The organism is Bifidobacterium primatium, from assembly GCF_002802875.1.
In the GTDB taxonomy this organism is placed as follows: Bacteria; Actinomycetota; Actinomycetes; order Actinomycetales; family Bifidobacteriaceae; genus Galliscardovia; species Galliscardovia primatium.
In genome coordinates this window covers 197734-218719 of sequence record NZ_PEBI01000001.1, presented here as the reverse complement: position 1 = coordinate 218719, position 20986 = coordinate 197734, and the positions used below count along the sequence as shown (strand labels likewise).

Sequence of the window (20986 nt, the reverse complement as noted above, 5' to 3'; positions counted from 1 at the left end):
TGTTATCAACAATGGTGATATCCACTATTCGAGATTGGGGCGTGATGCGGTCGCGTTTGTCGGCGACGGGCGCTTCAATCGGAACCGACAATTGAACACGCATCTTCAGGGCAGGGTGAAATTCCCGATCGGCGGTATAGTCCGCGAGCATGCAGGTGCGAACCGCCATCCGGCCGGCAACGGCCGTCGGCGTTCGCGTTGAACATGTGGGAGCGAAAGCGCTCGTGAACCGGTGGGACTCCGGTACCGACAGTCATAGTCTGGATGGAAGAAGAATGCGACGGCGTCGGCACGGTCGACGCATCGGCGCGGCCGAACGGCCGTTGGGCCGATGCGAGGCCGGTATATGTTCGTGCATATCCGCACTGTCCATCGCCATCGTCATAACGCAGCCCTGAATTCCAACGGAATTCGGGGATTTTTGTTATCGGCGGCGAGAACATCGCAACGGATGTGCGACGAGACCCGACGAATGCGCCGTCGCCACGTGAAACCCTGGACATGCTCTATCGCGGTGAAAGGGGAGACGTGGACGATAGGGATTACATGTCCGTGGCGCTGAGCCACGCGAAAAAGGGCGCGGGAAAGGTCAATCCCAACCCCATGGTCGGTGCGGTCATCGTACGTGACGGCCGCATCATCGCCGTCGGCCATCACGATCACTTCGGCGGATGGCATGCCGAACGCGCCGCACTCGAGGCGGCGAAGCGCGACGGTGTCGACGTGCGCGGCGCCACCATCTACGTCACGTTGGAGCCCTGCTGCCATCAGGGCAAGCAGCCGCCGTGCTCGCAGGCACTCATCGACGCCGGGATCGCGCGCGTGGTCGTCGGCTCGGCCGACCCGAATCCGCTCGTCGCCGGCAAGGGCATCCGCCAGCTGCGCGAGGCCGGCATCGAGGTCACCGAAGACGTGCTGCGTGACGAATGCGACGCGCTCAACGAGATCTTCATGCACTACATCGTTTCCCACAAACCGTTCGTGCTGCTCAAGTACGCCATGACCGCCGACGGCAAGATCGCCACGCGGACCGGCGCCTCGCGGTGGATCACCGGCGAGGCGGCCCGCCATCGCGTGCACGAGGACCGCGGCAGGTTCGCCGCCATCATGGTCGGCGTCGGCACCGTGATCGCCGACGACCCACAGCTCACCTGCCGACTTGGCGACGGCGATGCCGGCGACGGCCGCGAGACCACCGGCCACAATCCCCTCCGCATCGTCTGCGACAGCCGCCTGCGCACGCCGCTCGACTCGGCCCTCGTGCGCACCGCGCACGACGTGCCGACCATCATCGCCACCTGCGTGCCGTGGAACGAGCCGGCCGCGAAACCCTACGCCGACGCCGGCTGCGAGGTGCTCACCATTGACGCCGACGCCGCCGGGCACGTCGACGTGAACGCGTTGGCCACCGTGCTCGGCTCGCGCGGCATCGACAGCGTGATCGTCGAAGGCGGCGCGTCGCTGGCATGGGCTGCACTGCGCGCGCGCATCGTCACGAAAATCGACGCCTATGTGGCGCCGAAGATCTTCGGCGGGGCAAGCGCGCCGACGCCGGTCGGCGGCGACGGCGTCGAAACGCCCGCCGACTGCTTCCGCCTGACGAACACGACGGTCGAAACGTTGGGCGACGACCTGCTCATCGAAGGCCTCGTCCGATACGACAACGACGACAACGACGGCAGCGAGCCGTCCGACGCCGATGACAGTGCCGAAGAGGGGGAAGACCATGTTCACGGGAATCGTTGAGGACCTCGGCGTCGTGGAGTCGGTGGTCCAGGGCGCGGATTTCGCCAAGCTCACCGTATCGTCGGATGTCGTGGTCGACGACCACACGCGCATCGGCGACAGCATCGCCGTCAACGGCGTATGCCTCACCGTCACGGCGTTGCACGGCACGTCGTTCACCGCCGACGTGATGCACGAGACGCTGCGCCGTTCGAGTCTCGGCGGCCTGCGCCGCGGCAGCCGTGTGGACGTGGAACGCGCCATGCCGGCCGACGGACGGTTCGACGGCCACATCGTCTCCGGCCACATCGACGGCACCGGCGTCATCGAATCGATACGCCCCGACGGCATCGCCACCGTATACACGATTCGCGCGCCGCGCGAGCTCATGCGGTTCATCGCCGAAAAGGGATCCATCGCCATCGAGGGCATCAGCCTGACGGTCACCTTCGCCGACGAGCGCACGTTCGGCGTGGCCATCATCCCGCATACGGCCGCGAACACCGTGCTGCCCGAACGCAAGGTCGGAGACGTGGTGAACCTCGAAACCGACCCCATCGCCAAATACGTGGCCCGGCTGCTCGGCATGGGCGGCGGCACGGCGGCCGGCGATGCCGGATCGGCCGCTTCCGGCGGCGGCTCCCATCCCGCGACCATCACCGAATCATTCCTCGCCCAACACGGGTTCTAGAGCAAAGGAAAACCATCATGACCGACATCAACAAGGGCACCGAATCCACCGCGCTCGACCCCGTCGCTCAGGCGGTGCGCGACATCGCCGCCGGCCGCATCGTCGTCGTGGCCGACGACGAGGGCCGCGAGAACGAGGGCGACCTCATCTGCGCGGCACGCTTCGCCACGCCGAAGAACATCGCGTTCATGGCCACGCACGGCCGCGGCCTCATCTGCACGCCGATGACCGCCGAACTGGCGCGGCGTCTCGACCTGCCGCCCATGTGCGCCGACAACACCGACAACCACCACACCGCGTTCACCGTCTCCATCGACCATGTGACCACGTCCACCGGCATCAGCGCCCGCGACCGTTCCGTGACCGCCATGGCCTGCATCGACCCGGACGCCAAGCCCGCCGACTTCCGCAGGCCCGGCCACATGTTCCCGCTGGTCGCCCGGCCGGGCGGCGTGCTCGAACGCAACGGCCACACCGAAGCCACCGTGGACCTGGCCCGCCTCGCCGGACTCGAGCCGTGCGGCCTGTGCTGCGAGATGATGAAGGCCGACGGCACCATGATGCGACGCGGCGACCTCAAGGCGTTCGCCGACGAGCACGGACTGACATACATCACCATCGCCCAGCTGCAGCAGTACCGCCGCGAACACGAGTTCCCGCACACGGTCCGTCGCGTGGCGCAGGTGACGCTGCCCACCGAGCACGGCCGCTTCACCATGTTCGGCTACGAATCCGAGGACGGCGGCGAACACGTGGCACTGGTCATGGGCGACGACATCCTCGCCGCCGCATCGGGCGGTGCCGGCACGGTCGCGGAACCGGTGCTCTGCCGCATCCATTCGCAGTGCCTGACCGGCGACGTGTTCGGCTCCGAACGCTGCGACTGCGGTCCCCAGCTGCACGAGGCCATGCACCGCATCGCCGAACGCGGCCGAGGCGCGCTGCTCTACCTCAGCCAGGAGGGGCGTGGCATCGGGCTGCTCAACAAGCTGCGTACGTATGAGCTGCAGGAACAGGGATTCGACACGCTCGACGCCAACCTCGAGCTCGGATTCCCCGCCGACGCCCGCGAATACGAGACCGCCGCCGCGATCCTCGACGACCTCGGCATCGGCTCCATCGACCTCATGACCAACAACCCCGACAAGATCAGTCAGCTTGAAGCCGCCGGCATCACCATCGACGCCCGCGTGCCGCTGATCATCGCGCCGAACGAATACGACGCGAACTATCTTTCCACCAAACAACACCGCATGGGGCACCTGCTCGGCGCCCTCGCCAACACCGCAAAGGAGAACTGACATGACCGTATTCGAAGGACAGCTCGTCGCCGGCGCCACGCCGGCCGGAACCGACGCCGCCAAGCCGATTCGTGTGGGCATCGTCGTCGCCCGATTCAACGAGTTCATCACCTCGAAGCTGCTCTCCGGCGCGCAGGACGGCCTGCGCCGCCACGGCGTCGACGACGCGAACATCGACGTGGCGTGGGTGCCCGGCTCGTTCGAGATCCCCATCGCCGCCAAGCGCATGACCGCCACCGGCCGCTACGACGCCGTGATCTGCCTCGGCGCCATCATCCGCGGCAGCACCTCCCACTACGACCTCGTGTGCAACGAGACCGCCAAGGGCATCGCGCAGGTGTCGCTCGGCACCGACACCCCGGTGCTGTTCGGCGTCATCACCACCGAGAACATCGAGCAGGCCATCGAACGCGCCGGCACCAAGGCCGGCAACAAGGGCTTCGACTGCGCGCTCGGCGCCATCGAGATGATCAACGTGCTGCGCGCCATCGACGCCGGCGAGTGATCGCCCGAGGGGATTGTGATTGTCCGACGGCGCAGGATGCGTATCGGCGCGTGATTCCCGTCGCGGGCCATCCGCATCATCTCTCGGCGAACCGGCCGCCCATCCGTTACAGTGGAGGAACGGATGGGCGGCCGGTTCGCCGTTCATAGAAGGGAAACATCATGGGATTGTTCGATAGCATTCGCGACCTTGCCTCCGGAGTGCTCGGCGATGCGGCCGGCAACGTGCTCGGCGACGCCGCCAACGGAGTGCAGGGCGCCATCGGCGACGCGCTCGGCGGCCAGACATTCGACCTCGGTTCGATTGCCGACCTGCCGGCCGTGATCGGCGAGCATTTCAACGCCGACCAGCTCGGCGAAATCCAGAACGTCGTCGGCGACACGCTGAACGCCGACCAGCTGGGCGAACTGCAGACACTGGCCACGGAGAACATCCCCGCCGACCAGATCGCCGACGTCGCCGGCATGATTCAGGAGCAGGGCGCCGGCCTCGCCGAAGGCGTCGGCCAGGCCGTGAGCGATGCTGCGGGCGGGGTCGACCTGGGCGCCATCGCCGAACAGGTGGGCCTGCCCGTCGACATCGTCGGCCAGATCTCCGGCCTGCTCGGCCGCTGACCGTTTGTTCACATGCTCGCCGCTGGCGAGCCGTAATCCGGCACAAAACCCGTTTCGATAATTTACGGTGCCAAATGGTCGTTTTTCCGCCGAAAAACGGCCATTTGGCACCATAAATCGAGAATTTCGGGATTGCCGGAACTGGATGTCAGCCGCGTAACGCCGACAGTACCGCGTCGGCGATGTCGCCGGCGGTGAGTCGGTAGCGCTTCCGCAGCACGTCCAACGGAATACGGTCCGTGACCTCCTTGCGCGCGCCGAAATTGAGTACGCGCATCGGGGAATCACCGTAATACGAGGCGATCTTGCCGCCCCAGCCGCCTTCCAGCTGGCCGTCCTCGACGGTGACGACCACCGTATGCCGTTCGCGCAGGGAGTCCAACGTGGCGGCGTCAATCGTCGAATACTGATGCGGGTCGATGACCGTGGCCCGCACGCCCGCGTCATCCAACGCCGCTGCGGCCTCCTCAGCCAACGGATACGCATTGCCGAGACCAAGAATCGCCACCTGCGAGCCGGATCGCGTAATCGTATACCGCGCCCACGGGTCGCCGTCGACCGACGTCGCCGCGATATCGTCGACCGACACCTCGCCGACCCCACGCGACCTGCCGGTCATTTCGACGGCCGCGGCAGCAGCCTCACCGGCCTTCCCATTATCGGCCTTCGCCGCAACGCCGTCATCGGCCTGCACGTCGGTAGATTCCGCAGTGGCCGCAACGAACCGCGGATACGACCCTCCGCGCTCGCCGGCGAGCACCGCCTCGCCAGGCATGCGAATCGCCACCGGCCTCCGCGCGTCGCCGGTCGCCCACGCCAGCATCCGCAGCATCTCCTCGCCGCTCGTCGGCGCCAGACACGTCAGCCCCGGCACATTGCCGAACATCATCACGTCGCCGGCGCCCGAATGCGTGTTGTCGGCACCGGAGATGCCACCCGAGAACACCAGCAGCGTGCCCGGCACGTTGTTCAGCGCGAACTCCTGATGAATCTCGTCGTAGGCGCGCTGGAAGAACGTGGCGCTCGTCGCCAGCACCGGCGTACCGCCCGCACGGGCGATGCCCGCCGCGAACGTCACCGCATGCTCCTCGGTGATGCCGGTGTCGATGTAGTGTCGTCCGGCCGCTGCCCGCCACTGACGCGTGATGCCGTTCGAACCGGGCGTCGCCGGCGAGATGACCACCAGACCGGGTTCCGCATCGAACCGTGCGGCCAGCGCGTCCATCGCCATGCCGCCGTATGTCTTCCTCGCGTTCGGCTTCGCCGGCGCGGCATCGGGCGCAGGCATGGGATTATGCCAGTGGTTGCTCTCCACGCGCCCCTCCTCGGCGGCGTCAAGACCCAGTCCCTTCACCGTATGGATATGCACGACCGTCGCATGGTCGCAGTCCTTCACATCCTCGAACGCCTCGACCAGCGCGGACGTATCGTTGCCGTCCGCCACATAACGGTAATCCAGTCCCATATCGCGGAACAGATTATGCGGCGACGTCCCGTTCGTCTTCCGCAATTCCGCCAGTCCCGCATACATGCCGCCATGGTTCTCGGCGATCGACATCTCGTTGTCGTTGAACACGATGATGAGATTGCCGTTCAGCTCCGCGGCCTCGTTCAGCCCCTCGAACGCCACCGCGCTCGACAGCGAACCGTCGCCGATCACCGCGACGACGTTGTTCGTGCCGCCCGTAAGATCGCGCGCCTTCGCCATGCCGCACGCCAGCGAGACCGACGTGCCCGTGTGCCCCAGCACGAACGAATCATGGTCGCTTTCGTCGGGATTCGTGAAGCCCGTCGCCGAGCCGAACCGCGTCTCGTCGGTGAAGGCGCGGCGACGGCCGGTCAGCATCTTATGCACGTAACTTTGGTGCGAGACGTCGAAGATGATGCGGTCGCGCGGCGAATCGAACACGTAATGCAGGGCGATGGTCGCCTCGACCATGCCGAGATTGGAACCGATATGACCGCCCTTCGCCGCGCAATACCTCAGCAATGCGGCGCGGATCTCGTCGGCGAGAGCAGGCAACTGCACCACGTACAGACGTTTCAGATCGTCAGGTCCGTCGATATGTGCCAGAAGATCGCTCATCGTGCTCCTTTGCGATAGTCATCCTCGCTGCGGGAAGGTTCCAACCGCGAAATCATAGCGGATAACACGTCGGAATGATTCAGGTTGCCGTGAATACCCCCAACATCTTCGTATAGATTCGTACGACGCGCGTGTCCGTTCGTGTCGTCGCACGACTTCGCCGCACAATAGGACCGGCGGCCGGCCGTGTCCGTGCCGCCGTAATCGAAAGGAGAGCCGATGAGGGCCGTATACGCAAGCAACGTGAACCATGACGATCCGATGTCCGTACTGGCCGTGGGGGAGCGGCCCGAACCGCAGCCGCGTGAATACTGGTCCACGATATCCGTGAGGTCAGCCACCGTGAACCACCACGACCTGTGGTCGCTGCAGGGCGTCGGCCTCTCCGACAAGCAGACGCCGATGATTCTCGGCACCGACGCCGCCGGCATCCTCGACGACGACATCCCCGTGCGCAAGGGCCTCAAGGCCGGCACGGAGGTCGTGCTCTACACGTTCGTCGGCACCGACGGCAACGGCGTGGCCCCCGGCGAGCGCCGCACCATCCTCTCCGAAAAATACGCCGGCACCATGGCCGAGAAGACCGCCGTCCCCAGCGCCAACGTGTTCGCCAAGCCCGCCAACCTCACCATGGACGAGGCCGCGGCGCTCGGCACCAGCTGGCTGACCGCCTACTCGCTTGTGTTCTCCGCCGCCGGCGTCAAGCCCGGCGACACCATCCTCGTGCAGGGCGCGGGCGGCGGCGTCTCCACCGCGGCCATCATGCTCGCCCACGCGGCCGGACTCGAAGTATTCGCCACCTCCCGCAGCGAGGAGAAGCGCGCCAAGGCCCTCGAGATCGGCGCCGACGCCGTGTTCGGGCCGGGCGAGCGCCTGCCGCGCAAGGTCGACGCCGTCATCGAATCCGTAGGCGCGGCCACATGGTCGCATTCCGTCAAGTCCGTGCGGCCCGGCGGCACCATCGCCATTTGCGGCGCCACCACCGGCGACCAACCCGGCGCCGAACTGACGCGCGTGTTCTTCCAGGACATCCGTGTGCAGGGCGTCACCATGGGTTCGCGCGACGACTTCGCCCGACTGCTGCGATTCGTGGAGCACGCCGACATCCATCCCGTCATCGACTCCACGTACGCGCTCGCCGACGCGCCCGTCGCATTCCGCAAGATGCTCGACGGCGACGTCTTCGGCAAGGTCGTCCTCCACGTGTGATTCGCATTATCTGATCGGCGTCTACAACCCGCGTTTATATCGGCATCGATATCATGTCGATAAAACGTTGCGGTTGTAGGCGTCGACGGCTTTCGGCCGGTCATCGCCCACGACGCTTCCCGCCGATATTCCGGCCGCCACGCTGGAAACGGTCGGAAAAGTGCAATACCCTTGGGATTCAGTATGGAACAGCGTATGCCCGTCGGCCGGTGCGAAGCACGACGACGGGCCCGGCGGGGAGGTAACGACCGATGGCCGAAGAACACGATGCAGTCGAGAACGACGCGATAACCCTTTCCAACGTCACCAAAACGGTGCTGACGGCCGACGGGCCGAAATCCCTGCTCAAGGACGTCACCCTGCATTTCGAACAGGGCGGCATCTACGGCGTCATCGGACTCGGCGGCGCCGGCAAAAGCACCCTGCTCAAACTCATCGACGGCCGTCTGACGCCAACATCCGGCACCGTCACCGTGCTCGGCGAGAACCTCGCGAAACTCGACAAGCCGGCACTCGCCCGATTCCGCACGCAGATCTCGCGGGCCGGCGTGTTCCCCGCCTTCGACGAGGAACGCACCGTGCTCGAATCCGTGGCCATCGCCGCCGGCGAGGCAGAGGACGCCGACCGGCCCGACGAGGCCGCGCGCGCCAAGGCCCTGCGCCTGCTGCGCGAGGTGAGCCTGCGCTCGCAGAAGGACGCGCATCCCTCCCAGCTTTCTGGCGGTGAACTGCAGCGTGCCGCCGTGGCTCGCGCGTTCGCATCAAGCCCGAAGATCCTGCTGTTCGACGAGGTCACCGCCGCCCAGGACCATATCGAAGGGCGTGAGATTCTTCGCCTCATCCAGCAGTTCGCCCGTGAATCCGGGGCCACGGTGGTGCTCGCCACCCACGAGATCGCCACGGTGAAGGAGATCTGCGACCATATCATCGTGCTCGACCGAGGCCTCGTGGTGGAGGAGGGTAGCACGTTCTCCGTGCTCGCCGACCCGCAGACCGACCAGACCCGCGTGTTCATGGAGGCGGTCTCCAGTCTCGGCAAGGTCGACGCGCTGCTCGCCGGCCACGATCCCGTGGTCGACCTGCGGCCCGGACAGAAGCTCATCCGTCTGCGTTATGTGCACGAGGACGTCTCCGAGCCCCTGGTGTCGCTGATCACCCGCAAGTTCGGCATCGACGTGAACATCATGCTCGCCGACGTGCAGATTGTGGGCAAGTACCCGATCGGCGGCATCGTCGGTGTGTTTGAGGGGCCCGAGCGCAACATCCGCGACGCCGTCGCGTTCCTGCGCTCCAAGAAGGTGCGGGTCGAGGTGCTCGCCGAGAACTGATGGCCGTCCGCTCGTCGCGGCCGGCGTTTTCCCCGCTGTTGCGTACAGTTGTATCTGTTCGGATCAACGGAGGTTAATGATGGCTGAAAACGCACCGCTCGTAGCCGTGGTAATGGGCTCTTCCAGCGACTGGGAGACGATGAAGCACGCATGCGAGATGCTCGACAAGTTCGCAGTACCGTATTCCAAGCAGGTGGTCTCCGCCCACCGCACGCCGGAACTCATGGCCGACTTCGCCCATTCCGCGCGCAGCAAGGGCATCCACGTAATCATCGCCGGTGCCGGCGGCGCCGCCCACCTTCCCGGCATGATCGCCGCACAGACCACGCTGCCCGTGATTGGCGTGCCGGTGCGCTCCCATGCCCTCTCCGGCTGGGATTCGCTGCTCTCCATCGTGCAGATGCCCGGCGGCATCCCCGTCGCCACCACCGCCGTCGGCAACTCCGGCGCCACGAACGCCGGCCTGCTGGCCGTGCAGATCCTCTCGACCACCGACGAGCGTCTGGCCAAGGAGCTGCAGGAGTACCGCGACGAACTGAAGAAGAAGGTGGAGGAATCCAATGCCCAGCTTGTCTGAGGAAACCAACGGCGCCGTCAAGATGCTGCAGCCCGGCGCCACCATCGGCATCGTCGGCGGCGGTCAGCTCGGCCGTATGATGGCCATCGTGGCCAAGTACCGTGGCTTCCGCATCGGCGTGCTCGATCCGACCCCCGACTGCCCGACCGCGCAGGTGGCCGACTTCCAGGTCGTCGGCGAATACGACGACAAGACCGCCATCCACGACCTGGCCGAGAAGTCCGATGTGCTCACCTACGAGTTCGAGAACGTCGACGCCGACTCCATCGACGAGGTGCGCCACCTGGTCGCCGCCCCGCAGGGCACCGACCTGCTGCGCGTGACGCAGGACCGCATCAACGAGAAGACGTTCATCAATAAGCACGGCATCGAGACCGCCCCGTGGCGCGAGGTCAACGACTTCGACGAGCTCGAGGCCGCCATCGACGACCTGCATTACCCGTGCGTCCTGAAGACCCGCTCCGGCGGCTACGACGGCCACGGCCAGCATGTGCTGAAGAACGACGCCGACCTCGAGAAGATCCGCGCCCGCGGTGACCGCGGCGGCGGCTTCCCGCCGAGCATCCTCGAGGGCTTCGTCGACTTCGCGTTCGAGGCGTCGATCCTGGTCTCCGGCAACGGCGAGGACTACGTGACGTTCCCGATGGTGCGCAACGACCATCGCAACAACATCCTGCACATCACCGTAGCCCCGGCCGAGGTGAGCGACGAACTGCATCAGCAGGCCCACGACCTTGCGCTGCGACTGGCGAAAGGCTTCGAGCTGGCGGGCACGCTCGCCATCGAGCTGTTCATCACCAAGGACGGCCGCGTGGTCGTCAACGAGCTGGCGCCGCGTCCGCACAACTCCGGCCACTACACCATCGAGGCGTGCTCCATCGACCAGTTCGACGCGCACATCCGAGGCATCGCCGGATGGCCGCTGCCCGAGCCGAAGCTGCTCAGCCCCGCCGTCATGGTGAACGTGCTCGGCCAGCATGTGGCGCCCAGCCGCGCGCTCATCGGCGAGCATCCCGAATGGAACGTGCACGACTACGGCAAGGCGCAGGTGCGTCACAACCGCAAGATGGGCCACATCACCGTGCTCACCGACGACACCGCGAAGACCGTGGCCGAGCTTGAGGCCACCGGCGTCTGGGACGATCTGAAGTAGTCCTGGGAGCCGTTGGGAGTAGTTCAGATTCTCCGCAGGAGCGCCAGGCTGCCATGACTGGGTTCTCCCATGGGAGGGATTCTCCGGGAACGTCGAGCCGATGAAGCTGGTCGGGGCTCCCACGGGAATTCCCGGAGTCGTGTCCGATTCGCCGTTTCGCCCCGGTTCCCGTTCGTCGCCATCGTGCGACCTACGGGAACCGGGGCTTTGCATTGCGTCCTGTTTGCCGCACGATGTCAGACAAACCGGAACCGTGGTGCGACTTCCGTTCCCGTCCGTTGCCTGCCGCCCAACTCGTGGTGCGGTTCCGATTCCTGCCGGTTGGATGGTGCCGAATGAGCCGGAAGCGGTGGCATCGTTTTGGTTCCCGTTCGTCGTTCATGGGCCAATGAACAGGAACGGCCTTGTATTCTCATTCCACCGTTATTCAACGTCGGTTATAACGCATGCGTACGCAAGACCTGCCTCTTGTCGCTTCTTGGTGGTGGTTATAACGGATGTGTGCGTTATAACCACCGCATACGGTTCCGTAGCGTCGGTTATAACGCATTGGTGCGCAAAACCCTCCACATAGCGTCTCTCAGCGTCGGTTATAACGCATGCGTACGCAAAAACCGCCGCACCGGCAACGAAGTCAGTACGACGGTTTTGCTAATAAGAATCGCGAAATCGCGGAGAAGCGGACGGATGCTCAGCCGCGCTTCTTGACGAGGTCCTCGGAATCCTTGTCCAGCGTGGCCATGATGGCGTGCTGCGCGTCCTTCACGTAGCCGAATCCACCGGCCTTCGTGAACTCCTTCTTGGCGGCCTCGTCCTCGGTGACGGCGCGCGTCACGCGGGCGATGGCGACCAGCACGTTCGGCAGCTGCGAATCGGGAGCGTCGTTGCCCAGCTCACCGTAGAAACGAATCGTCTCCACGTCGTTCGGATTGGCGCCGTTGGTGGGAGCAGCCTTCAGTGCTTCAACAATGCCGCCGAGATATTGCTTCATTGGATACTCATTTGGAATGCTCATGGCTCCTATGGTAGAAGGCCTCGCGTGGATTTCCACCCGTCAATCGTTCTATGCGCCGCAGAGGGGAAACACTGGAATCCTGCCGAAGAACGACCTAAAATACCAATGGTTTCGTTGCCTTTCATCGCCGCGTATCCCGAAAACGCGAGTTGTGAGGCTTTACTGTTAAGGTCGAAATGGCTTACCGTCGCAAATCGTTGCGATTACGTCATGGTTTTCTGACTAAAACCATGCTTTTGGCATATACGGCCTCACAACTTGCATTTGCCTTACGGCGAGGTGTGTGGGCGTGCACTGAATCGGTACGGATCCTATTGGTTGGAAGTGCGGATTCCATGGTTGGACGCGTCAAGGAAAACCCCATAAAGAAAAAGACGGACCCCGTTGTCCGCTTTCCCTCGCATATTCGGCGTGACTGCTGCTGCAACCGCGTAAAAGGCGCCGAATCAACCCTCGCGCCGGAAGAACCGCGATGAATCACCGATTGTGAATTAGCGATTCTGGGCGATCTTGATGATCGTGTCGTTCATCTCGTGGTTGGAGTAGCCCATCGTTCCGGCCATCTTGGCGCTGCCGTAAAGAGCCATACCGCGAAGCATCGAATCCTTGAGAGACATGATTGCTACCTTTCATAGTGTTTCTTCATCAATTGACTTCGTTAAGAACGAAAACCCGAATCGTGATGCACGCTATCGATGAATTCAAAATAATCCTTCGGAAATCAACGATCTCGTGTATTGCTTTCGTTGTTTTCCTTCCCAACGATTCTCAATATAGCTCTTGAAACCGGTTTCAGCAAGTCGTGCCACGATTTGTCACGCGGGGTTTACCTACGATGATGGTTGTCGTGGCTAACGCGATATGGGTGCCTTGGAATCGTGTGGTAGGAAAATGAGCGGGCGGGTGAAGTAGGACCTATTGAATTGATCTCGTGTGTTTTGTGGTTTTATAGGCCGGTATCGCTTGGCATTCGCTAAAAAATCAGACTGTTTGGTGTGATATGACGTCGGAAAAACCACAAAACTCGCATGGTCATGATGGGCTGGGCTGGAAACGACGAGAGACCCATTCGCTGATTGCAGAGGTGCGTGTACGATTCGGGCTCGGACGAGGTGTAGTCTCGAACACGATTGCCATATCGCAGGGAAGGAAGCCGCACATGGATAAGCTCTTCATCGGATCGCATCTGTCGACCTCGGGCGGCTGGAAGAAGCTGCTGGAACGCTCTCACGACGAGAACGGCACCGCATTCGCCTTCTTCCCGCGTTCGCCGTACGGCAAGCGGTCGAAGGCGCTGACGCCCGAAGGCGCCGCCGCGTTCGGCGAGCAGCTGGCGGCCGAACACTACGGCCCGCTGGTCGTGCACGCTCCCTACGTCTACAACTTCGCCGGCAAGGACGCCTCCAAACGCGCCTTCGCCGTCGACGCGCTCGCCCAGGACATCCAACTGCTCGCGCCCATCGCCGCGGCCGGCCAACGCACATACATCAACATCCATCCCGGTTCGCATGTGGGGCAGGGGAGCGAGGCCGGCTGCCGTCTCATCGCCGATGGTCTCAACCGTGTGTTCGATGCGCTCGCCGCCGACGATGGCGATGCCGCCGACGGCGCTGCCGGCACCGACCCGGATTCCGGCATCATGATCCTGCTCGAGACCATGGCCGGCAAGGGCACCGAATGCGGCCGCAGCTTCGAGGAGCTCGCCTCCATCATCGACGGTGTGGAGAACAAGGCGATGATCGGCGTCACGTTCGACACATGCCATGTGTACGACGCCGGCTACGACATCGTGAACGACCTCGACGGCGTGCTGAGGCGATTCGACGACGTCATCGGTCTGGAACGGCTCAAGGCCATCCACGCCAATGATTCGCAGTTCGGTTTCGAGTCGCACAAGGACCGTCACGCCAACATCGGCGAAGGCAGGCTCGGCCTCGGGTTCTTCCGTACGATGGTCAATGACCCTCGCATGGCGAAGCTGCCGATGATCCTCGAGACGAAGGAGCTCACCGAAACCACGCACCGCGAGGAGATCGCCCTGCTGCGTGGTCTGCGCGCGGATTGACGGGAATCGCTGGTCGGTCGCGTATGGACGTGCAGCGTGGTCCGCGACTGATTCCGTGGCATGGATTGTGACGGACTGCGATATCGTCACGAAATGCGATTCGTCGGATATTCGGCAGTCCGTGACACGATATTCCGCCACGGAAGTGTCGAATCTGCGATTTCGGCGTTCCGTGACAATAATTGGTGTGACTGGCGAATGAGAAACCGCATGATTGCAAGGTTTCTGGTTGGCCATTAAGCGGAATGTCCGTCACGGAACGCGTAAATCATGCTTCGCCGTCGTTCCCTGCCATGATTTTCCGATATGGAACGTGTAATTGCTGCGAGAAAGCATTCCGTGCCACGGGTTTTGCCACGGAATTCGCAATCGTGGGTGAGAGTCCGTTCCCTGCCGGCCGCGCCCCTCTGACCTCAAAGCAAAATCAACTCCTTGGGAGTTTCCATGCCGGGGGATTGCCGGGCACATAACAAAAAAGCGGCTTCACGCCGCCTGAATCATATGAAATTATGTAACGAATACATGCGATACGCGGACGCCGTTGGCCGCATATCCTCTTATCTTCTTCTCTGTTGGGATTCCCGAAGGGTTCCCGTGGTCATGCCTTGCGGCAGACCCTGTCTGTCTCGACCTCAGCTCAGCGGGCGTCTTCTTCCAGAACGGAATCGGCGATCTGCTGGTAGGTGCGGCCGTTGTATGCGGTGAGCGAAGCGGCACCCATGAGGGCGAAGGTCTTCTTCATGCTGTTCTTGAAGCCCATGATTACTCCTTGTGGCTTATGGTTTGCGATTAATGACTAACTGTCGGAAGCTCAGTCCGCGATTCAGCGGGCGTCGTTCTCGATGGTGCGGATGGTGTCGAGCATCTGCTTGCTCATCGACGGGGTGGTGGTCATGGTGGAGGCGCCGTAGAGAGCGAGGCCGCGCAGCAGGTTCTTCTTGATGTTCATGGTGTACTCCTTGAGTTATCTATTCGTATTAATCAACCGGCCGGCGATTGTCGGCCGGGGATGTACCGTACCCGAAGTGCGGGACGGAAGGTTTGTCTCAGTGTTTCGGTGTCGGGATTCGGTCCGCGGTTCAGCGGTCCATGTCGACGTGGAAGGAAGCGATTTCCTTGGGGGAGGCCGGGACGATGGTCATGTTGTCGGCGGCGTAGGCGGCGAGTCCGCGAAGAGCGCTCTTGATGTTCATTGTTGTTTCTCCTTGATTGAAAAGTCTTTGTTGGTTATCTATTGCTTGCTGCTGCCGGTTCAGCGGTCCATGTCGACGTGGAAGGCGGCGATCTCCTTGACGGAGTGCGGAGCGACGACCATGTTGTCGGCGGCGTAGGAAGCGAGGTTGCGAAGGGCCTTGGTGAAGTCCATTGTGTTCTCCTTGATTGAAAAGTCTGTTTGGTTATTCGGTTATGAAAGTCTGTGTATGAGCTCAGCGCTCGTCGCGCGCGATGTCGAGGATGGTCTCGTTGAGCTTCGTGGTGGAGATGCCGGCCATGGTGGAAGCGCCGTACAGCGCCAGACCGCGCATCATGGAATGCTTCATGTTCATGTTGTCTCCTTCATGTTTTTCGTCCGCCCTGTTTGGCTGACATGAATAACGATAGACCACCTGCGCAATTTGCGCAAGCGCTGGCGCAAAAGTACCTACCGATTGGTTGGTATTGTGCCGTTTCGTCGGCGTGTCGGATTGTGTTCGATATGGCGTCGAGGTGGTATGAAATGTGGGTTTTTCGTGCATGTGAGCGCTATACAAACACAATGAAAAAGCCGGAATGCCTTGCTGTGGCATTCCGGCCCGATTGCTGTGGAAACACTGTTGTTTATAGCGTGTCGTCGCTTATCGCCGTGGCGGTGTTCTGCGCAAGCGCAGTCACCTTGGCGGCGGTCTCGATTGTGATGTCGCCGACTCCGTGGCCGACGTTGGCGGCCTTGGCCCCGGCGCCCGTCATGTGCCTCTTCGCCAGTCCCGGCTGCTTGGGGCGCAGGGTGTAGGTGAGCGCCGCACCCGCCACATACAGCGCCGCGTACGTCCAGCAGATGCCGGCGATGCCGGCCGTGGAGAGCAGCAGGGTGGCGATGCCGGGGCCGACGAACGTGGCCAGGCCGGCGGAAAGGTTGTAGACCGAAAGCGCCGCGCCGCGCTTGTCGGGCACGAGGCTGTTCATGATGGCGGGAATGGAGGCGAAGGCGCTGGTGCCGACGCCGATGAGCACGGCGGCGAGCACCATCAGCGGAGCGTTCGCGCCGAACCAGCGCGGAACGTAGTAGAACGAGAGCGCGCATACGGCGAGCAGCGCGCAGCCGAACCAGCGCATGGGCCACACCCAGCCGAAACGGTCCATGAACCAGCCCCAGAACACATTGAAGAACAGCATGACGATGAATACCGATCCCCAGATGCGCATCCAGTCCTGCACGGGGAACCAGCTGTCGCCGCCGTACTGCCTGCCGCACAGATACAGCGGCATGATGACGGGGAATCCGTAGAGCAGCAGGCTGTTGATCATGCGGATGATGCCGCACACGGCGATGCCGGGGTTGTGGAACGCGATGGTCACGCCCTCCGCCAGCTCCCTGACGCGCTCCTCGTGCGTGAGCTTCGCGGCCCTGGAGTCGCGGGTTCTGGGCACCATGAGGAAGCACAGCAGCAGTCCGGCCACCGAGAAGGGGAGGGCGAACCAGAACGTGCGGTATTCGCCCACCGCAGGGATGAGGAAGCTGGGGATGTAGGCGCCGAACACGCCGAGACCCAGCGAGAAGCACGTCCAGAACACTCCCGTGGCCGAGGCGAGGCGCTCGGGCCGCACCGTCTGCGCGAGCAGCACCATGAACGAGTAGATGAACAGCGGATAGCCGAATCCGCGCAGCGCATACACGGCGAGGATGAACGGGTAGACGCCGCTCGGCAGGGCAAGTTCGAGGAAGACGAGGTGCACGCCGATCCACCAGCAGGCGCCGATGAGCATGATGCGGCGTGCGCCGAACATCTCGGCGAGCACGCCGGCCGTCCAGCCGGCCACGGCCGCGAACAGGCCGTAGACGGTGATGAGCAGCGATCCCTGTGCGGCGGAGAAGCCGTGGTCCACCATGTATTTGGTGAGGAAGGTGAGTTCGAAGCCGTCGCCGGTCATGAACACGGCGACGGTGAGGAATCCCGCTATGAGTTTCTTCGGAATGCCGAATCGTTCGATGGCTGCAAGGGTCTGGGTGAGCATCATTGTTCCTTCCGATGTGTACCGGCGCGTCCGTGGGTCTTGGGCGTGGCGTCTCAGGGGTCGTGGATTGGTGCGAAAGAACGCATGCGCTGATTCATGACTACCGTTACAGTAAGCGTTTTCCGTAAGAAAAGCAAATTATTGCAACAGATAGATATTTCATACGGAAAGTGCTTACCGAGATTTTTCTTATGTCAACCTGCTTGCGGTAGCTGGTGTCGTACCTTGACGACGTCCGGACGTGGGGCCGCGGTGTCCGGAACGACGAGAGGGCCCCGGCATATCCTGCCGGAGCCCTCTCGGGTCATGGAAGACGCTGATGACGACGAATCGTCATCGCCATCAGCGTCGGGTCATGCGGTCATGCGCGGCGCCTGCGGACGATGAACGCGGTGCCCGCACCCGTCAACAGCACCAGGGCCGTGACGAGGCCGGCGACTGCCGTGCCCGTACGTCCCAGCGCGCCGCCGTTGGTGTTGGGCTTTCCGCCGTCGGTGGCGTTGGAGGCGTTGCCGTTGGTCGGCTTCGGGGAGCTGTCGCCATCGGCCGCCTGCTGGCCGCTGTTGCCGGGCTTCTGCGCGCCGCCGGCATTGCCCTGCTGCTGTCCGTTGCCGTTGTTGCCGGGCTTGGTGGCAAGGGCCTTGTAGGCGGCGTCGAGCTCCTTGGAGGCCTGGTCCACCTGGGCCTGCGTGGTGGCGTCAAGCGCCTTGCGGGCTTTGGCCAGCGCGTCCTGGAACTTCGCCCACGAGGCGTCGGTGTAGTCGCCCTGCTTCACGCCGGCGTACTTGTTGACCAGCGCGATCAGGCCGGACTTGTCCACGCCGGCGGCCTGCTTGGCCCAGCCCGCGTAGAGGGTGGTGTCGCCGGTCGCCTTGGCGGTCTTGAAGTCCCATGCCTGGGTGAGTTTGGCGTCCGAGTACCAGCCGGTGAACGTGTAGCCGGCCCTGGTCGGTGCCTGGGGCTCGGCGACGGGGTCGTTCCACTGCACGGTCTGCGATGCCACCTCGGAGCCGCCGTTCGCGTCGAACTTCACGGTGATGTCGGAGGCCTGGCGCATCAGGCCGAACGAGCCCTTGACGCCGGCTGCGCCCAGCACCAGCTTCGGCGAGGTGCTGGCCGGGTCCTTGCTGCTCTTCGGGGTGATTGTCAGCTGACGGTTGTCGTGCGAGGGGGAGCTGATGGTGGCGCCGGGGCCGCCGATGCCGGAGATCGCGAACTTCTCGTTGTCGCCGATCGTGCCGGCGGAGGCCTTGACGACCAGGTCGGCGCCGTCGGCCTCGTCGGTCACGGAGAGGTACTTGCCGTTCTGCGTGGCGAGCAGCGAGTATGTGCCGTCGGCGTTTTTGACGACCTCGAACAGCGGGGCCTTCTCCCACTTCGACGTGATGGCGAGCGTGCCGTCCCCGTTCACGGAGAAGAAGGAGTTCAGCGTCTGGTCCACGCCGCTGGGCAGTTCGTCTGAGCCGGGGCGGTAGGCGTTGACCTCATCCCATGTGTTCTGATACCACGGCTTCTCCGAGGTGCGCAGCTGGATGAACGTGCGCGGCGTCGTGGCCTCGCCGTTGTAGTTGGTCAGCGTGGAGTAGTTGAGGAAGTCGAGCGTGCTGTAGCCTTCGGGGCGCATGGCGCGGGCGGCCTTCTCCATCCACGTGGTGTCGACCCCCTCGACGTTCCTGTAGTGGGCGTAGGCGGTCTCGAACGTCGGGGCGAGGAAACCGCGGTAGCTCACGTTGATCCACGTGTTGATCTTGTCCCAGTAGGCGAACGGTCCGCGCAGGTGGTAGATGTTGTCGACGATGGAGTAGGGCACGTCGTCATGGCCGAGGTTGTACTTGGCGTACCAGTTCATGGCCTTGGCCAGTCGGTTGTCGTACAGGCCCCACAGGCTGGAATCGCCCTGCTTCTCGGCGGTCAGGCAGATCTGGGCCATCCAGGCGATGGGCAGCTGCGCATGGTCCATGTCGCGGCCGGCCTCCTGGGTGACGCCCTCGTCGTTGATGTACGCGGCGATGGAGCCGTTGACGTGGATGTCCTGGTACATGGTCACGGCGCGGTTGTAGATGTGCGCGTTCTCGGTGTAGACGCCGATGGCCATCATCGTCATGATGGAGCTGTCGTCCCAGCTGCCGTTGGCGAGCATCGGGGCGCTGCCGTCGCGGATGACGGGGTAGAACACGTCGAGCATCTCGTTCTTCAGGGCGGTCTGCGCGTCCTTGGTGAAGCCGGCGTAGCCGCCGTCGTAGTAGGTCACGATTTCGGCCGCGGCGAGCAGGCGGTAGGTGCCGATGCTGGCGCCGAGGATGCGGTCGCGTCCGTTGAACGCCTTGAGGTGCGTCCAGTTGGTGATGGTCTCGGCGGCCTTGTCGCCGTACTTGGCCTCGCCGGTCACCGCCCAGGCGAGCGCGTTGTTGTATGCGGTCTGGGCGTCGTTGTCGAACTGGTCGCGGCGCGGGGCGTCCCAGGTGGTGTAGGAGCCGCGGCCGATCTCGGTGTAGTTCTGGCCCTTGGGACCGTTGGTGGTGTGCGAGTCGGCCAGCAGCTTGTCGAAGTCGCCCTTCCATGGCTGCTCGCCCTTGGCCACGTGCGCCTTCATGGTGTCGAGGTCGGTGGCGGAGAGGGCGATGCCGGGATGGGTGAAGTCGCGGGTCTCGTTGTCGGCGACGACCTTGGACTGAGGGTCGGCCTTCTCGAAGGTCACGCGATAGGGGGCCTTGTCGGGGGTGCTCGCCTGGGTGTTGAAGGTGACGAATCGGGTGCCGGAAAGCTTGGTCTGGTACTTGGCGAACGACTTGCCGTCGCTTTCGTCGCCGGGCTTGATGTCGCGCTCGGAGTTCATGTGCGTGGTGATGGCCCAGCTGCCGTCGGCGGTGTTCCGGTCCATGTAGAAGCGCTCGTTGTAGCCCACGTAGCCGGCGGTGGCGTAGATGTCGTACACGGTCGAGCCCCAGGTGGGGTCGTCGTTGTAGTACTTGGCGGCCACCGTGTTCTTCTCACGGTAGTTCTGGATGGTCAGGTACTGGCCGGAGCGAGTGTCCTGGAAGGAGTACGTGGTGACCATGGAGCCGAAGGTCTCGGCGGGGATGGTGTCGGTTCCGGTCACGTAGTCCTGGTACTTGTACTTGTATTCGATGACGTTGAACACCGACGCCTCGGAGGCGTCCTTGGTGGAGTAGACGGCACCGTCGTTCTGGCGCACGGCGAGGTAGCCGCCGTCGGAGCCCTTGATCCTGCGATCTGGATCACCGTGCCGTCCGGATCGGGCGTGATGGAGCTTGCCGTGGGGGCGCCGATGCGCGGCGTCACCGCCTCCGTCGCGCTTGCCATGCTTCCGCCGGCCGCAAGCGCCGATACGGCCATAGCCGTGGATATGACCGCGGCGATGCCGGCCCGGCCGGCCCGTCGCCATAATGACAGCTGTGTCATTAGCATTCCCTTCCTCGGAAATAGTTGTTTTCGCCCGCGGGTCCGTTCACATGAGGCCGGCGGAAGACGCCGGTCAATGAC

General features: G+C 63.6%; 17 protein-coding genes and 1 riboswitch. Of the genes, 10 read left to right on the top strand and 7 right to left on the bottom strand.

Features of this window, described 5'->3' with window-relative positions; all coding sequences use genetic code 11:
- Nucleotides 1-97: 97 nt before the first annotated feature.
- Nucleotides 98-281, top strand: a riboswitch (FMN riboswitch).
- Between the two features lie 247 nt (nt 282-528).
- The 5 genes from ribD (at nt 529) to CS006_RS10875 (ending at nt 4836) form a co-directional block, all read left to right on the top strand.
- Nucleotides 529-1746: a bifunctional diaminohydroxyphosphoribosylaminopyrimidine deaminase/5-amino-6-(5-phosphoribosylamino)uracil reductase RibD gene (gene ribD, locus CS006_RS00840; protein WP_100509911.1), complete on the top strand. Its 1218-nt coding sequence runs from the start codon at nt 529-531 to the stop codon at nt 1744-1746.
- On the top strand, nt 1727-2416 hold the full coding sequence (locus CS006_RS00835; RefSeq protein WP_100509910.1) for a riboflavin synthase: 690 nt from the start codon (nt 1727-1729) through the stop codon (nt 2414-2416). Before ribD ends, CS006_RS00835 begins: the two co-directional genes overlap by 20 nt.
- Before the next feature lie 17 nt (nt 2417-2433).
- On the top strand, nt 2434-3717 hold the full coding sequence (locus tag CS006_RS00830) for a bifunctional 3,4-dihydroxy-2-butanone-4-phosphate synthase/GTP cyclohydrolase II (RefSeq protein WP_100509909.1): 1284 nt from the start codon (nt 2434-2436) through the stop codon (nt 3715-3717).
- Nucleotide 3718: 1 nt separating this feature from the next.
- The gene (gene ribH, locus CS006_RS00825; protein ID WP_100509908.1) at nt 3719-4222 is read left to right on the top strand and encodes a 6,7-dimethyl-8-ribityllumazine synthase; all 504 of its coding nucleotides are present in this window, start codon (nt 3719-3721) and stop codon (nt 4220-4222) included.
- 161 nt (nt 4223-4383) lie between these two features.
- Entirely contained in the window at nt 4384-4836 is a 453-nt protein-coding gene (locus CS006_RS10875; RefSeq protein WP_243386562.1) for a hypothetical protein, read from the top strand.
- 148 nt (nt 4837-4984) lie between these two features.
- Here CS006_RS10875 and CS006_RS00810 read toward each other — a convergent pair whose 3' ends face one another.
- Nucleotides 4985-6922, bottom strand: a complete 1938-nt coding sequence (locus CS006_RS00810) for a 1-deoxy-D-xylulose-5-phosphate synthase (protein ID WP_100509907.1) — start codon at nt 6920-6922, stop codon at nt 4985-4987.
- Nucleotides 6923-7141: 219 nt separating this feature from the next.
- On the opposite strand from CS006_RS00810, the gene CS006_RS00805 reads away from it, so the two are divergent.
- The 4 genes from CS006_RS00805 (at nt 7142) to purK (ending at nt 11189) form a co-directional block, all read left to right on the top strand.
- Nucleotides 7142-8131 (top strand): zinc-binding dehydrogenase, encoded by a 990-nt coding sequence (locus CS006_RS00805; protein WP_100509906.1) that lies wholly within the window; start codon nt 7142-7144, stop codon nt 8129-8131.
- 251 nt (nt 8132-8382) lie between these two features.
- Nucleotides 8383-9459, top strand: coding sequence for a methionine ABC transporter ATP-binding protein (locus tag CS006_RS00800; RefSeq protein ID WP_100509905.1), 1077 nt, complete (start codon nt 8383-8385; stop codon nt 9457-9459).
- Between the two features lie 79 nt (nt 9460-9538).
- Nucleotides 9539-10036 (top strand): 5-(carboxyamino)imidazole ribonucleotide mutase, encoded by a 498-nt coding sequence (gene purE / locus CS006_RS00795; protein WP_100510424.1) that lies wholly within the window; start codon nt 9539-9541, stop codon nt 10034-10036.
- Entirely contained in the window at nt 10020-11189 is a 1170-nt protein-coding gene (gene purK / locus CS006_RS00790) for a 5-(carboxyamino)imidazole ribonucleotide synthase (protein ID WP_100509904.1), read from the top strand. The genes purE and purK overlap by 17 nt, the downstream gene beginning before the upstream one ends.
- 691 nt (nt 11190-11880) lie before the next feature.
- Here the strand turns inward: purK and CS006_RS00785 are convergent.
- The gene (locus CS006_RS00785) at nt 11881-12180 is read right to left on the bottom strand and encodes a hypothetical protein (protein ID WP_100509903.1); all 300 of its coding nucleotides are present in this window, start codon (nt 12178-12180) and stop codon (nt 11881-11883) included.
- Between the two features lie 515 nt (nt 12181-12695).
- Nucleotides 12696-12821, bottom strand: a complete 126-nt coding sequence (locus tag CS006_RS11015) for a hypothetical protein (RefSeq protein ID WP_279324811.1) — start codon at nt 12819-12821, stop codon at nt 12696-12698.
- A 542-nt stretch (nt 12822-13363) separates the two neighbouring features.
- On the opposite strand from CS006_RS11015, the gene CS006_RS00780 reads away from it, so the two are divergent.
- Entirely contained in the window at nt 13364-14269 is a 906-nt protein-coding gene (locus CS006_RS00780) for a deoxyribonuclease IV (protein ID WP_100509902.1), read from the top strand.
- A 637-nt stretch (nt 14270-14906) separates the two neighbouring features.
- On the opposite strand, the gene CS006_RS11010 is transcribed toward CS006_RS00780, so the two are convergent.
- The 4 genes from CS006_RS11010 to CS006_RS00770 form a co-directional block, all read right to left on the bottom strand.
- A complete protein-coding gene (locus CS006_RS11010; protein WP_263863965.1) occupies nt 14907-15029 on the bottom strand; it encodes a hypothetical protein in 123 nt (40 codons plus the stop codon).
- Between the two features lie 63 nt (nt 15030-15092).
- Nucleotides 15093-15218 carry a hypothetical protein gene (locus tag CS006_RS11005; RefSeq protein WP_279324810.1) on the bottom strand — a complete coding sequence of 42 codons (126 nt, stop codon included), beginning with the start codon at nt 15216-15218 and terminating at the stop codon, nt 15093-15095.
- A gap of 869 nt (nt 15219-16087) precedes the next feature.
- Complete coding sequence (locus CS006_RS00775) at nt 16088-17482, bottom strand: MFS transporter (RefSeq protein ID WP_100510423.1); 1395 nt, start codon at nt 17480-17482, stop codon at nt 16088-16090.
- 361 nt (nt 17483-17843) lie between these two features.
- Nucleotides 17844-20888 (bottom strand): InlB B-repeat-containing protein, encoded by a 3045-nt coding sequence (locus CS006_RS00770; RefSeq protein WP_100509901.1) that lies wholly within the window; start codon nt 20886-20888, stop codon nt 17844-17846.
- Between the last annotated feature and the right edge of the window lie 98 nt (nt 20889-20986).